The following is a 13,263-nucleotide window of genomic DNA, read 5'->3' on the forward strand; positions in this document are numbered from 1 at the left end:
TAAACTCGGTATACAACAATTGAAGTGCACCTTTAGAATTCATTGGATAACGGAAGGGTTATTCCCATGTCAATTCTAAGGGTGCACTTCACTGTTTAATGATGTGGGTATTAGGTTTTAAGTATCTTTACAATAGCAAATCATTGATAAGTGAAATTGCGTAAAATATTAACGATTATCTACCGTCTCCGGGTACATATCATGGTTCATCATACGGTGCTCCGCTATCTGCTCGTACTTCGTTCCCGGCTTGCCGTAGTTGGTGTACGGGTCGATAGAGATGCCACCGCGCGGCGTGAATTTGCCCCATACTTCGATATAACGCGGGTCCATCAGCTTAATCAAGTCATTCATGATGATGTTCACGCAGTCCTCGTGGAAATCGCCGTGGTTGCGGAAGCTGAACAGGTACAGCTTGAGGGACTTGCTTTCGACCATTTTGATATCGGGAATGTAGCTGATGTAGATGGTGGCAAAATCCGGCTGTCCTGTAATCGGGCAGAGGCTGGTGAACTCCGGGCAATTGAACTTTACAAAATAGTCACGGTACGGATGTTTATTATCAAAGCTTTCGAGAATGGCGGGATCATAGGCAAAGGTGTATTGTGTGCCTTGATTGCCAAGCAGGGTAACGTCGGTCATTTCTTCGGGTGTTCTTCCGGTCATAGTGGTGAGGCTCCTTAAGTTTAGTTTGGTAAACGAGATGGGAGTTATGGTGGTGGGGAGGTTAGTGACACTCCGCGAAGGATTTGATCTTCCGATCGCTGTTGAAATGGGATTCTTTTGGATTAGGTAAAAGATGTATAGGTTAGAATCCCATTTCAAAGGCGAACGCTGGCGCTTCTCCAGCTTCAAATCCTCCGCTCCGCTGCCGACCGCTGTCAACACCATAAAGTCCCTACTCGTTTAAAATGTGGGTGAGTAGTGGTTAATCCGTTTGCTCCTTTATTAAAGGAGCATTAGCATTATTGAGAAACCCCGTTCTTACAGACGAAACTTTCTCTTGTTAATAACTTTGGATGTCGAAAGTGTACTTCGTATAAATTTGGTGTGCTTGTGGAGCACATCCAGTCCCTACGGAATATATTACTTATCAGTGCTATACGCCGCGTTTGTTGCCCCATACGAGGGTGTGGAGCTGCGGCAGTACCCGTACGTCGTTCAGACGTGAATCGTCCATGACATGGTCAATAAGCCATTCATAACGATGCAATAGGGACTCCGCGATCTGTCCGGTGTTCTCCGTGTTCACATCTGGGTTGCCAGTCTGAAGGAACAGCGGAATGTGCGGGTAGCGCTCGTGAACCGTACGGGCATATTCAAGATCGGTGTCATCGAATATGACGACCTTTAAGCTGCAAGCTCCAGCGTAAGGCTTTGGAGACTCTCCGGCAATCTTCCGATTTGACAGGCGGGCTACGATGTCATCCAGCACGTCCCAGCTGGTCGACATACCAGAGCTGGGCGGCTTGGGTGACAGGGTTACCTCGTCGATATCATACAGCCATTCCTGCCAGCGGGAGGCTTGAGTTTCGACGGCGGTAGCAATGCCTTGGCTTCGCAGCAGGGTAATCAGCTCTCCAAGCTGCGGCAGCAGGGCCGGGTTGCCCCCGGAAAGGGTTACATGTGAAAACCGTGTGCCACCGATGGCCTGAAGCTCCTGCCAAATGTCTGCGGCGCTGAGACGACGGATCTGATCCTTGGCGCTGCCGTCCCAGGTAAAGGCGGAATCGCACCATGAGCAGTGGTAATCGCAGCCTGCGGTACGTACAAACATCGTTTTGCGCCCAATGACCATGCCTTCGCCCTGAACGGTAGGACCAAACACCTCTAGTACAGGGATAGGGGCTGTTTTCGTTCCCCGGGAAGGTGTGGCTGCTTGGTGAGTCGCCGTGATATTACTCATCCAGCATCCACTCCCGTCGAAATTCGGCATAGCTGGTAGGTGTTTCGAACAACCGCACAAATTCAGTGCGTCCGCCTTCCACACGATTGCGGTAGGCTTCCGAGGTCAGGGCGGACTCCATTTGTTCGAAGATCCAGACGACCATATTTTCCGCCGTTGTATTCATCGGGGGCAGCGTTTCATTCAGGTAGCGGTGATCCAGATAAGGCTCGATCCGCTCTTTCCAGATTGTTTTGATATCACCAAAATCAAGGGTCAGACCGGTTTCGCCTGGTATGCCGCTAATGCCGAAAACGACGATATAAGTATGTCCGTGCAGATTTTTGCATTTGCCTTCGTAGCAGTGCAAATGGTGTGCTGCATCGAATGTAAATTGCTTGCTGACCAGTACGCGTTTGCGATGGTAACGTAGCTGGGAGCGTTCAATGTCCGTCCCGAACTGCTGGAGCTTGTCGACGATACGGAAGGTGCCCGGCTCACGCATGGCCTTCAACTCCTTGCGACGAAGCTTCACGTACAGCCAGATACTGTTCCAGCCCGGCGCGGCGTAGTTTGCAGGCAGGGCATTCGCCACAGCCATCTCCAATTATGCCGTTATAGCAGGTTAGTGTACGGGTTCTCACAAATTCAAAGGCGTCCAGCTCATCGGCCATTTGCCAGGTTTCGGCTTTATTCAACCACATGAGCGGGGTATGAATGACGAAGGGATAGTCCATGGAAAGATTTAAAGTAACGTTCAGTGATTTAATAAACGAATCACGGCAATCGGGATAGCCGCTAAAATCCGTCTCACAAACGCCTGTGATGATATGACGTGCTCCTTTTTGCTTGGCGAGCACCGCTGCGAAGCTGAGGAACAGCAGGTTGCGGCCGTCTACAAAGGTACTGGGCAGCTCGCCTTCCTGCTGAGTAATGTCAATGTCGGTGCGTGTAAGGGCATTAGGGGCTAGTTGATTAAGCAGGCTCATATCCAGTACCGTTTGCGGAACACCCAGCTCGCGGGCGATTTCGGCGGCTACTTCGATTTCCTGCTTGTGGCGTTGACCGTAATCAAACGTCACGGTTTCTACTTCGGCAAAATGTTTTTTTGCCCAAAATAAACAGGTCGTGCTGTCTTGGCCGCCGCTGAATACGACGACTGCTTTTTCGTTGGTAAACATAAAAAAACCTCTCGATCTTCTTGGGATGGTGCAAGACATGGAGTCTTGTCACATGGAAGAAGGAGAGTTCTTGAACCAGCTTCAACAAAAAACAGGCCTTGCCCCGCGAATTCATTTTTCTTGCGGAGGACAAAGCATCGTTAGTTTTTTATAGAGGGAGTTCGCGAACCTCTCCCATGCATGACGCATGGACTTTCTTCATTTGGTGTCTGCCAGAGGACAGACGCCTTTATTATAGCATGGCAGGGCTATTTGATAAACACTCCGCCAAATGGAATGACTTCCCTTAAAAAGCGTTTGATCACGCCATCGTCGTTCATATCCTGCTGGAGCCGTCGATGATGCTCACCCGCATGAAAAAGCACAGTACCGTGTCCGGTCATTTTAAAATGATAATTCATATGCTGACTGGCCAGATGGTTGCCGTACACTGTCAGATCCAGCTTAGCGTTTTCGGGATAGGCAATGACGCTGCTTGCATCGACATATATTGGATCTGTTGGATGAAGCTGTTCCTGGCATACCAGTCCCTGAGTCAATAGACCGATCTGCCCGATGCCGTCGAATTTCATTTTAATGACATCGCGGCTGAACAACATGTTTTTCACGCTCAGCAGCTTGGTGCGCATATGGATACCGGAGCTGTACCAGAACAGGTTGCGAAAATCGTATAGCAGATCATCGCCTCCTTCCAGCTCAATCATTTTCAGACTGAAGCCGGGGGGAAGTGCGGCAATCAGACGGCAAGCTCCTGTAAAATCGGCCTGAATCAGCTTGTGCTTGCGGTACATGCCTTTAATATTCATCAGCTTGTCGCTACGACCTGAGCTGGGCCCGCGGTACGCGATGATTTGCTGCGGGTGAAGAACATGCAGCTTTTCTCCCTCCGCCAGATCAAGCGTTACGACCGAACCGACGCTCTCATCATGGTGTTGTCCTGCTTGTATGTCCATTCTGACCTTTCATCCTTTCAGGCGGTTAGTATCTTCTTGAACGTCGACGCATCCCGTAACGCAGCAAGCGGATACCGATAAAATAACCAGCCAGCAGAATGACGGCTGTGAGGATCAGCATCCTGTTACGGTGTGAAGCCTGATCGCGCTGAACCTGAAGATTTTTCAGCTCGGTAACGGTGTCGGTCAGCTTGCGATTTTGCTGTAATAGTTGTGCGTTTTGCTCCTGATAAGCCTCAATGCTGCTACGGGCCTTTTGCAGCTCTTCCTGCGTTTGCTTATAGCTTTCCTTGAGCTGATATACATCGCCAGGCAGCCTGGAAAATTGCTCAAAGCCCTGGTATACATCATCCCAGTAGGCGGCATGCGCTCCCGGAACTCCGGTTCCTCCAAAAATAAACATAAGCGCTACAGCAGCGCAGACGACACGGCGGCAGAAAGCAAAGCGAGAAATTTGTCGTACCAAGAGATATTCCTCCTTCTGATGCACCAAGATGTTAAATGATAAGCATAATTACCCATATCTTATGGTTACGTACAGTGTAATGATTAGGGTTCAAAGTTTAGAATAACAGGATGACAAATCCGGGAGAAATATTTACAAAAAAAGTCGATATTTTAGTTTAAGTGTACCTCAAAACGGGTATATCAAGGAAGCAGAAACATTCCGGTAATTTTCTGGCGAGCACATACAAGAGCCAACTCTATATGGATGAAGAACAGAAATGAGTATAAATATATTAAGCAAGAATATAGAAGGGGAAATGAACGATGAACGAAAAAGAACAAACCTATAAAACGTTAAAAATAACCGTAAACGGAAAGCCTTTGTCGAAGGAACTGGTGGTGGACAGCATAACTTTTGCGCCTGTTTCCGATATTTGCACAAAAGCGAATATTTCTTTGGCAAAAACTACAAATTCTTAGTTTTATATATGAAAAGAGACTATAATGCAGCCCGGCTTATGCCAGGCTGTTTTTTTGCGTAATTATGCAATTTCATTGGGCTAAAATGTTATTTATTGATATACTCCCCCTTCCTATAGATTACCATGTATAATTTTCGGCAACGAACTTACGTTCCCTGACAATATAGTGTCAGATAACACTGTTAATTTAGAGTTACATGTTCTTTTTAGGGGGAATTTACCAGTGATGAAGTCAATGGTTAACGTAACGTACACATGGGACAAAGAGTCTATATCTGCGAATGGGTCCGAACAAGTAAATCTGCTGATAGAATGGGGCCATGGGGCTATACGTAAAAGAAAAGGGACTTTAATGCCGAAAACAGTTGGATGTGACCTGCAACTCCGGTTCATTCCAGAGAGTGGGGTAAATCTATTAAAAGTGGATGGGGCCAGGCTCAGCTTCAATCGCTCCGAAGACGGAGAGTGCATGCTTGTTCACTGTGGTGATCTGCGGAGGGGGAAGTATAAGCAGGCTATTTTGTCATTTTTTATACCGGCCCACTCTTCCGGAAGACATACCATTGGATTAATGGAGTGGAGCTGGCGTAAGCCAACTCAGGAGAAACGGACGCAGATTCGAACAGATCAGCTCTATATCCATTACACGCATCATCTTGGTCTGCTGAGCATTCCATCCAACCCAAAGGTGGAGAAATACATAAAGCTGAATGAGACGGCTCCGATTGTGAAGAAAGCATTGCGTATGTACGAGAAGGGGGAGCATGAGCGAGGGGCGTTGGTCCTTACCAGACAAGCAGATGAACTGCTTATACGGGCGGCGAGAACAGAAGACATGGAATATTTGGAAGAAGCTGAATTACTCTTTGCCGTACGCAATAAATGGAGTAGGTCTTTTGAATCATTTAATACGTATAGTTCTAAAGTCTTTGTTAATAAAGGAATATCTGTATAGGATGTTCGCTTTACCGAAATTAAAATTTAAAGTAGGCAATTATACTAGTTTATTTATGTAATATAGTGAGTCTAATTTGCTATCTTTTTGTAAAGGAGAGACTTCCTTGACTGATCGGTTGATACGGTTAATGCGGATTATTACTATTGTTCAGGCAAATCCGGGGATATTGGCAAGAGAGCTTGCCGAACGTTGTGAAACATCAGAACGCACCATTTACCGAGATATGGAGGCTCTAAGCGCTATGCATATTCCAATAGCCAATATGGGGCATGGCAAAGGATACATATTTATTAGTAACTTCGCCTTGTATCCTCTCAATTGGACGGAAGAAGAGGCACAGGCTTTTGCCAAGCTGGGGGATGTCATGGAAACCGTAAAGCCTCTTTTACCACCAGCTTTTGAAAGTGCTTATGAGAAAGTGATGGCCTCCAGTCAGAAAAAAAAGATGGACCAGACAAGCTTCGCGCAGGAAATGAAAAATATCGTCCGGCTCGGCTCGACACTTGAGCGGGAAAACCAGCCTTATCTGCTCAGGCTGATTGTTTTGGCAAGTCTTACACAGCAGACTATTGAAGCGGAGTACAGTTCGCCTCAAAATGAAGATGTATCATTGGTTCAGATTGATCCTTATTGTCTGGTTCCGCAGGATCGGCGTTTTTATATGCTTGGTTTTTGTCACAAGCAAGCCGCCATGAGAACCTTTCGGATCAGCCGTTTTCGAAATCTGAGGATTTTGCCGTATACGTTTCAGAAGAATATTTCTGAAATGGAAATGTTTTTTAAGGGAACCTGGTCGGTTACCAAGGGGAACCAAAATATTCGGTTTGTGGTGAGGTTTTCTGCCGAATCTGTATATCGGGTCAAAGAAGAGGAGCTGTTCATCAAGCCTTTTCTCAAGGATTTGCCGGATGGAAGTCTATTGTTTGAGGTAACGGTTAATCATGATGGTGAATTTCTGGACTGGCTCACTCAATATGGAGCGGAGGCGGAAATTTTGGAGCCTTTGCGATACCGCAAGCGAATGCAGGAAATGCTCCGAACCTGGGGGGCGTTTTATTCCGATAAAAAGGCAGGGAATCACGAATGACAAGGGGTGATAGATCCCCCGGAACGGGCCGGGGTGCTATCCGCCTAACGGTCCTTAAACAGGTTGGCGAGATTGCCAAATGGACTGTATTGCTCCTGTTCTTCTTCCGGTGAGGAGTATACAAGCTTCGAACCCCGGCTTTCCTCATCGTCGGAAGCGTTATGGGTTAATGTAATACGATCAAAATGATGCATGAAAACCTGAGCGGTATTCAGTGCATCGTCCAGCGCACGGTGCTGTTGACCATCAAAGTCAATGTTGCACAGCTCCAGCGCCTGAGACAGGCTTAGTTGACGGTATTTTCCATTGGAGCCGGACAGACGGGAGATTTGTTTTTGTATATCGTTCGTATTATGAATCCAATGGAGGTCCACATGATGGGTGCGGCAATGGGATACGAGCTTCTGACGGTCATCTGGCCCCCATGCACACAAGTAATAGGTTGAGTCTGTTCCTAGCCATGCGATAAATTGCTTCACTGCTTCAGGGAAGAGCGGGGCCGCATCAATGTCCCGTTGAGTAATACCGGTAAACTGCACGGTATCCGTAGACAGCACAGGCCGATTCGAAGGTCTGACAAAGCTGTGAAACGTGTCTGCAACGTACAGACCATCGTCTCCCTGCATGACTTTGACGGCACCAATATCAATGATTTCGGAGGAATATCTGGCGTTACGGCTAACGGTAAACTCAAGATCATAAATAATATATTGCATTTTTGTGCTCCTTCCACACATATAACTGATCCCGTTAGAGAATGAGATGGATGTTTTCTGCCCGAATGGGTCTTCTCCATCATACCTCTCGGTTCACAACTTGTCAGCGTCTAAAAGGCTGGCTTTTGAAAAAAATATGCGATGTCCAAATGAGTTTGGACTAACGCATAAAAATAACCTCCTGACATACAGCAGCGTCCGAAACCACTGGGATTCCGGACGCTGCCTTTACAAGCTTATTGAATTAGGCCGGGAGGTCAAGCTTTTGCCTCGGATAAATGCGGTGAGGATTTTTCAGCTTGTTCAGCTTTTGAAGCTGTTGCCAGGTGAACCCGTATTGGCGGGAAATGTCATACAGTGTATCCCCGGACTTTACAATATACACATGGCTATTTGCAGCTTGCGCAGAAGCCTTTGTCTGCTGTGGCTTCGCTGTTTGAGCTTTGGCTGGTGCAGGTTTCGCAGACGGGGTAGAGACCACTTGCGGTTCTTCCTGCACAGGTGCCGGTGTTGCGGTTGGAGCAGATGGTGCAGGCTGGGCAGCAGGAACGGAAGCCTTGCCGTCTGCTTTGGCTTCTTGAATGCGGCCGTCTGCTTGTACTTGCAGGCTGGCGGAGCCAACCTTTTGCATGTAGCGAATCAGCGCCTCGTCAAGCGATCCGAACATACCTGCCTGCGGATATTTGGCGAACATTGTATACTGATCTCCGCCTACAGCCGTAAAGTCATTGGTTGCCAGTGTGTACGTGGCATCAGGATCAAGCGTTTTTCCGCCAATCAGGATGGAATGGACGCGGCTCCCCTTGGCTGCTGATGTATCTATTTTAAACGAGATCCCCGATACCTGTGGAAAACCGCCGCTTGGCTCCGGATAGGAGGCAGTGCCATTTTCAAGTGCTGCCTGAATGTCGGAGCCTTTCACTTTCAGGGTAACAATCTGGTTGCCGAAGGGCAGCACAGTGATGATGTCTCCCTTGGTTACTGTTCCCGTTTTGATGGACGCCCGAATGCCGCCGCCGTTGGTCAGGGCCACATCTGCCCCTGAAATATCACGCATGGCATCGGTGAGCAGGTCGCCAAGATTGGTTTCACCTGCACGTACCTTTTCACGCGCTCCTTCCAGATTCACACTCGTTTGTGCTACAACCTCTTTGAGGATAGGTTCCTGTTCCTTCTGAACAGAGGCGATCAATGTAGCCATTTCAGCATTGGGCTGAACATCGACTGCTTGCGTCGAATCAATCAGCTTCGCTTGTTTTTGGGTAACCTTACCGCCGTCAACCCATAAATCCACAACGCCCAGATATTTCGTATATTCGCCCGCGCTTGCAATCAGTGTACCATTGTCAGCGACCAAGCCTTTTTCCAGTACGGTATGACTGTGTCCATCAATGAAAATATCAATGCCGGGCACTTCCTTCACGACCTTAAGGCTCGTGTCTTTGCTGGATGCATCCTGTCCCAGATGACCGAGGACCACGACAACATCCACTTTACTGCGGATTTCATCTACAGCCGCTTTGGCTTCAACAGCAGGATCGGTGAATTGAATGCCCTCGACATTTTTAGGATTCGTTTTGTATGCTGTTTCGGGTGTAGTCAGGCCGATAATACCAATTTTAACGCCATCTACTTCTTTAATGACATAAGGCTGGAACAAACGTGTTCCGTCTGTTTGCTTAATGTTGGCACTGAGTACCGGGAATTGAATTTCCTTACTCAGCTCCACAAGATGCTTCCAGCCGTAATTAAACTCATGGTTGCCTGGTACCATCGCATCATAGCGAAGCTTGTTAATTACTTTCACGATGCTCTCGCCGTTGACCAAGGTAGCGAAGGTCGTTCCATGAACCGTATCTCCGCCATCCAGCAGCAGCGTATTGGGATTGGAAGCGCGGTACTGGTCAATGATGCCTGCCAGCTTGGCGAAGCCCATTTCCTTGTCGTTCGCGACCACGTGGGCATGGGTGTCGTTCGTATGTAGGATGGTGATGTGTTTCCCGCTGACCGGAGGAGTTGCACTTCCCGCTGTTCCCGTACTGGCTGCCGGGTCTGCTGCTGCTGTTCCAAGACATCCGAGCAGGAGCGCGGCGGTCGTCAAGATGGACGAAATTTTTTTCCATGAATTCATGTTGTTCTTTCAACCTCCTATAAAATGAATGAATTAGAGAAACCGCTTACGTCCACATTTTATCAGAAGATTGTAAAAATAACTTCTATTTTATATAAGAGCAATGAAAATTTTTTTTATATATCGGTTGTTAAAGCCATCGTGAAATTACCTATATTGAAGAGGAAGTAATAAACAACAATTATATGTGAGAACTAACGTTCTGTTTTAGGGTCAAAAAAAGGATAGCCTCCTTGGGCAGACCGATCCGGGATAAATAGTGCTCCTGCGTTTCTTCAGTAAGCGGCGGTTGTCCTTCACTGAGCAAAAGCACAGCAAACCGATTGGCTTGCATCTCAAATTTGCCAGGGCAGAAATAGGAATGCTCTTCCATAAAAAAGCGGCTGACGCCTTTATGAAGTCGGTCATGCCCCAATTCATGCGCACAGACGAATCGTTCCCACTCCGGTGTAAGCCCGTTGTGGATGACGATGAATCTCCTGCGTAGCTTGCGATAATACAGTCCTTTGGTTGTGGGACCCAGATCGCTGTAACGGATATGGATATCCAGAGCTTTCGCAATATCGAAGGGGCAGTTCGTACGGTATTTTCGGACGAGTTTGTGAATGAGATCGTTCATGCGCTCACCTGCTATTCCTGATCACTGCCCGTTGGGGGCGATTTGGGTTTATGCTTGTTCATCTGTTTGGCTTCCCAGAACAGACCTGTCAGCACATCCTTGATCCGTTGACGATCTTCTTCATCCAGCGGAATGCCGTCGAACATCAATTCGCCGTCTTCCTCCAGCATTTTTTTAAAATCCCGGCGGTCTTTGGAAGTAGCCCATTCCGGTACGTTGGAACGATAGGACTCGTGTGAATGTTGCTCTACTGAATCATCGTCTCCCCAATATCCGGCGTTCTTCATCATCTCGGTATACGATACACCGAGCGCGTCGGCTATTTTGCGGAGAGTAGAGGGCTTGGGTACGCCACGCAGTCCGTTTTCAATACGGGAAATTTGTGAATTGCTGATGCCAGCCGCTTCTGCCAATTGGTTAATGCTCCATTGCTTGTGCTCACGCTGCTGCTTTAAGTATGTTCCGAATGCTGGTTGTTCCACAATGGCGACCCCCTTCTGCAACAGAATAAAAGATTAGTTCCATTATACCATTAGGCAAATAGTAAAAGCACGTAATATGCCAAAAGGCATAGAAAAATAAAGCGAATATCCTGTTTTTGAAGCTATATCGCTTTTTTTGCCGATGGATAGCTATCCTAAATAATGTTATGTTATACTCATAATACGAACAAAAGGGGAACGAATTGTAAACGTAAGAGTTGTACGATTTAAAAAAAATACATCATTGTCAAAAGGCATAAGATAAGGAGTGTTGCTTTACATGAAAAATAACTTACCCGAATTGGACAGACGCAAAACGCAGAACGCACTGGAGGGGGTATTTGAAAAATATCGGATTTATAAAACCATTACCTTTATGGACCGGGAAAGTTTCATTACTGCCGGCTATACGGATCGCCCGAACGGCCCGACGAATGTGACCAGCGATCCAACGGCACGGACAGCCGTATATAATGTAGATGCTCCTGCAGCTCGTTTGGCTTATTGCGAAATGGTGGATGTCGTAGTCGGCCGTTTGAATGAACGCGAACAGTTACTCATCCGTGAGCGCTATTTAAAGGATGACGATGTGTTCGACTACAAGGTTTACAATTATGTGCTCGATCCGCCAGTAAGCAAGGATACGTACACGAAAATCCGCACCCGGGCTTTTTACAAAATGGCGCTTGCCCTGGCGGATCAAGGTGTTTTGAATCTGGCAGGCTTACAGAAGGGCGCGGATCGAAAATGGGGATGATGTAATAATTACCCATTCGTTCGCATTTCTATTTTAATATCGTTTCTTAAAAGGCTTTGATTTCCTGTAATAGCAGGGGTCAAGGTCTTTTTTAATAACACGAACATATGTTCTCAAAATACCGCCCAACTTCATCCCTAGTCTCTGCTTTTATCGTCCTTTTCCCCGGCAACGCATTCGTTATAAGGGTGTAAGATTATATCATCGGGAATCAAGACAAGAGGACATACCGAAGACACACACAGTCAAACGTTAGCCGGCCATCAGGGCCGGTTTTTTCATGCGGTTGTCGTCCCTGTCGATTCCCGGGAATTCGTGGTACAGAAAGGAGGAGTCGTGTTGCCTAAGCAATGGATGCTGCAATGCATGAGGTTGAGGCTGCGCCGGATGAGAACACGGAAGTGGAAAAAAGCTTGGGTAAGCAGCCACAACATGCGAACGCAGGATGCGCAAAGGTGGCATGCCGCAGGATGAGACAAGCCTTTAAACAAAAGCTCATTGACATTGTTCCAGCGCTTCAAGGGCGCGTATACGATGTTCAGCCACCGTCGCAGACGGCAGAGGAGCCGTACGCCGTTATGGCGCTGGGCGAGGAAATTTGGAAGTCGTCCTGGGCCGGATATCGGCAGGTTGTCCGCATCAAGCTGTACGCAGGACAAGCCGGGCTGGCACAGGCCGATGTATGGGCGAACGCCCTGATTGCCGGACTGCACCGGGAACCGGTGACAGGTGAAGGCGAGGACACGTCGGCTTTTACCGCGCACTATTTGGGCGTGCGGGATGCGGAAAAGCTGGATACCGTCACGGGCAAGGCCTACAGAACGCTACGTTTTGGCGTGTATGTGCCTGAAACGGAAGGTAGTCCAGCAGCTGTTCCGGCAAACGGTGTTGCACAGCCGGATGAATGGCTGGCTGCGCTGACCCGCTGGACGCAGAAGCAGTTGGGCGAGACGTGGTCGGTGTACGCCGATGCATGGCCCGCACAGCCGGGACGGCATGCGGTGCTATGGCGGCTGAGCGGCTGCGAGACCAGGATGGCAGGAGCCTCCATGTATGAACTTCGCAAACGGTTCATCGGGCATATTACCGCCCCGGACACCACCGAAGAGAACCGCGCGGCTTCCGCGCTGGTCGAGGGCTTTGCCGCCCAAATTCAGCTTCCTCTGGATCAGGAGAAGGGCCGTTACATGTCTACGGCAGAAGCTTCCGCAGATTTGCAGGCGGATGCGATTTTGGACGGTCAGCTCCGGCTGACGCTGGTACAGCGACGTATGCGTCCGGCTGAGGAAGCGGCGTTAATCCGCAGAGTGGAAATTCATCCTATTTTGAAATGAGGTGGTCCGAGTGACCTTGGAAAACAACGAGCAGGCCCCGGTCAATGCCGGGCAGGAAGCAAGCGGCCCCCGCTATACGCTGGAGGAGCTTAAGGAGCACGCGGAACAATTGTTTTCCGTGAAGGAAGAAGTGCTGGCAGGCGCCTTTTTTGGCACACAGGACAAGCTGTTCACGGTAGCAGAAGCACACACTAAAATCGAACAATTTATGAAAGCGAAGGTGGATTAATT

At 48.2% G+C, this 13,263-nt stretch carries 16 protein-coding genes and 1 riboswitch; of the genes, 6 read left to right on the forward strand and 10 right to left on the reverse strand.

Annotation, left to right across the window (positions count from 1 at the left end; translation table 11 throughout):
• Nucleotides 1-168 precede the first annotated feature (168 nt).
• The 6 genes from queF to AC0WRU_RS05535 form a co-directional block, all read right to left on the reverse strand.
• Nucleotides 169-666, reverse strand: a complete 498-nt coding sequence (gene queF, locus AC0WRU_RS05510) for a preQ(1) synthase (RefSeq protein ID WP_025685165.1) — start codon at nt 664-666, stop codon at nt 169-171.
• Between the two features lie 433 nt (nt 667-1,099).
• Nucleotides 1,100-1,906, reverse strand: a complete 807-nt coding sequence (gene queE, locus AC0WRU_RS05515) for a 7-carboxy-7-deazaguanine synthase QueE (protein ID WP_476127555.1) — start codon at nt 1,904-1,906, stop codon at nt 1,100-1,102.
• Nucleotides 1,899-2,390: a 6-carboxytetrahydropterin synthase QueD gene (gene queD, locus AC0WRU_RS05520; protein ID WP_476127556.1), complete on the reverse strand. Its 492-nt coding sequence runs from the start codon at nt 2,388-2,390 to the stop codon at nt 1,899-1,901. Before queD ends, queE begins: the two co-directional genes overlap by 8 nt.
• Nucleotides 2,383-3,066, reverse strand: coding sequence for a 7-cyano-7-deazaguanine synthase QueC (gene queC, locus AC0WRU_RS05525; RefSeq protein WP_476127557.1), 684 nt, complete (start codon nt 3,064-3,066; stop codon nt 2,383-2,385). The genes queD and queC overlap by 8 nt, the downstream gene beginning before the upstream one ends.
• A 134-nt stretch (nt 3,067-3,200) precedes the next feature.
• A riboswitch (PreQ1 riboswitch) is annotated at nt 3,201-3,244 on the reverse strand.
• A 70-nt stretch (nt 3,245-3,314) separates the two neighbouring features.
• Complete coding sequence (locus AC0WRU_RS05530; protein WP_476127558.1) at nt 3,315-4,019, reverse strand: AIM24 family protein; 705 nt, start codon at nt 4,017-4,019, stop codon at nt 3,315-3,317.
• A gap of 25 nt (nt 4,020-4,044) precedes the next feature.
• Nucleotides 4,045-4,485 (reverse strand): SH3 domain-containing protein, encoded by a 441-nt coding sequence (locus AC0WRU_RS05535; protein ID WP_025685160.1) that lies wholly within the window; start codon nt 4,483-4,485, stop codon nt 4,045-4,047.
• A 305-nt stretch (nt 4,486-4,790) separates the two neighbouring features.
• On the opposite strand from AC0WRU_RS05535, the gene AC0WRU_RS05540 reads away from it, so the two are divergent.
• The 3 genes from AC0WRU_RS05540 (at nt 4,791) to AC0WRU_RS05550 (ending at nt 6,993) form a co-directional block, all read left to right on the forward strand.
• Nucleotides 4,791-4,946, forward strand: a complete 156-nt coding sequence (locus AC0WRU_RS05540; protein WP_162833919.1) for a hypothetical protein — start codon at nt 4,791-4,793, stop codon at nt 4,944-4,946.
• A gap of 225 nt (nt 4,947-5,171) precedes the next feature.
• The gene (locus AC0WRU_RS05545; protein WP_476127559.1) at nt 5,172-5,903 is read left to right on the forward strand and encodes a hypothetical protein; all 732 of its coding nucleotides are present in this window, start codon (nt 5,172-5,174) and stop codon (nt 5,901-5,903) included.
• A gap of 106 nt (nt 5,904-6,009) precedes the next feature.
• Nucleotides 6,010-6,993, forward strand: a complete 984-nt coding sequence (locus tag AC0WRU_RS05550; RefSeq protein ID WP_476127560.1) for a helix-turn-helix transcriptional regulator — start codon at nt 6,010-6,012, stop codon at nt 6,991-6,993.
• Nucleotides 6,994-7,037: 44 nt separating this feature from the next.
• Here AC0WRU_RS05550 and AC0WRU_RS05555 read toward each other — a convergent pair whose 3' ends face one another.
• The 4 genes from AC0WRU_RS05555 to AC0WRU_RS05570 form a co-directional block, all read right to left on the reverse strand.
• Nucleotides 7,038-7,709, reverse strand: coding sequence for a 3'-5' exonuclease (locus tag AC0WRU_RS05555; RefSeq protein ID WP_476127561.1), 672 nt, complete (start codon nt 7,707-7,709; stop codon nt 7,038-7,040).
• Between the two features lie 244 nt (nt 7,710-7,953).
• On the reverse strand, nt 7,954-9,840 hold the full coding sequence (locus AC0WRU_RS05560) for a 5'-nucleotidase C-terminal domain-containing protein (protein WP_476127562.1): 1,887 nt from the start codon (nt 9,838-9,840) through the stop codon (nt 7,954-7,956).
• A 181-nt stretch (nt 9,841-10,021) separates the two neighbouring features.
• On the reverse strand, nt 10,022-10,459 hold the full coding sequence (locus AC0WRU_RS05565) for an ImmA/IrrE family metallo-endopeptidase (protein ID WP_476127563.1): 438 nt from the start codon (nt 10,457-10,459) through the stop codon (nt 10,022-10,024).
• Between the two features lie 11 nt (nt 10,460-10,470).
• Nucleotides 10,471-10,941, reverse strand: coding sequence for a helix-turn-helix domain-containing protein (locus AC0WRU_RS05570; protein ID WP_476127564.1), 471 nt, complete (start codon nt 10,939-10,941; stop codon nt 10,471-10,473).
• 280 nt (nt 10,942-11,221) lie between these two features.
• On the opposite strand from AC0WRU_RS05570, the gene AC0WRU_RS05575 reads away from it, so the two are divergent.
• From AC0WRU_RS05575 to AC0WRU_RS05585, 3 genes are all read left to right on the forward strand, one after another.
• Complete coding sequence (locus tag AC0WRU_RS05575; protein ID WP_476127565.1) at nt 11,222-11,698, forward strand: ArpU family phage packaging/lysis transcriptional regulator; 477 nt, start codon at nt 11,222-11,224, stop codon at nt 11,696-11,698.
• A gap of 362 nt (nt 11,699-12,060) precedes the next feature.
• On the forward strand, nt 12,061-13,032 hold the full coding sequence (locus AC0WRU_RS05580) for a hypothetical protein (RefSeq protein ID WP_476127566.1): 972 nt from the start codon (nt 12,061-12,063) through the stop codon (nt 13,030-13,032).
• Between the two features lie 10 nt (nt 13,033-13,042).
• The gene (locus AC0WRU_RS05585; RefSeq protein WP_134910845.1) at nt 13,043-13,261 is read left to right on the forward strand and encodes a YqzN/YkzM domain-containing protein; all 219 of its coding nucleotides are present in this window, start codon (nt 13,043-13,045) and stop codon (nt 13,259-13,261) included.
• Nucleotides 13,262-13,263 lie beyond the last annotated feature (2 nt).

The organism is Paenibacillus sp. 1-8 (genome assembly GCF_056316205.1).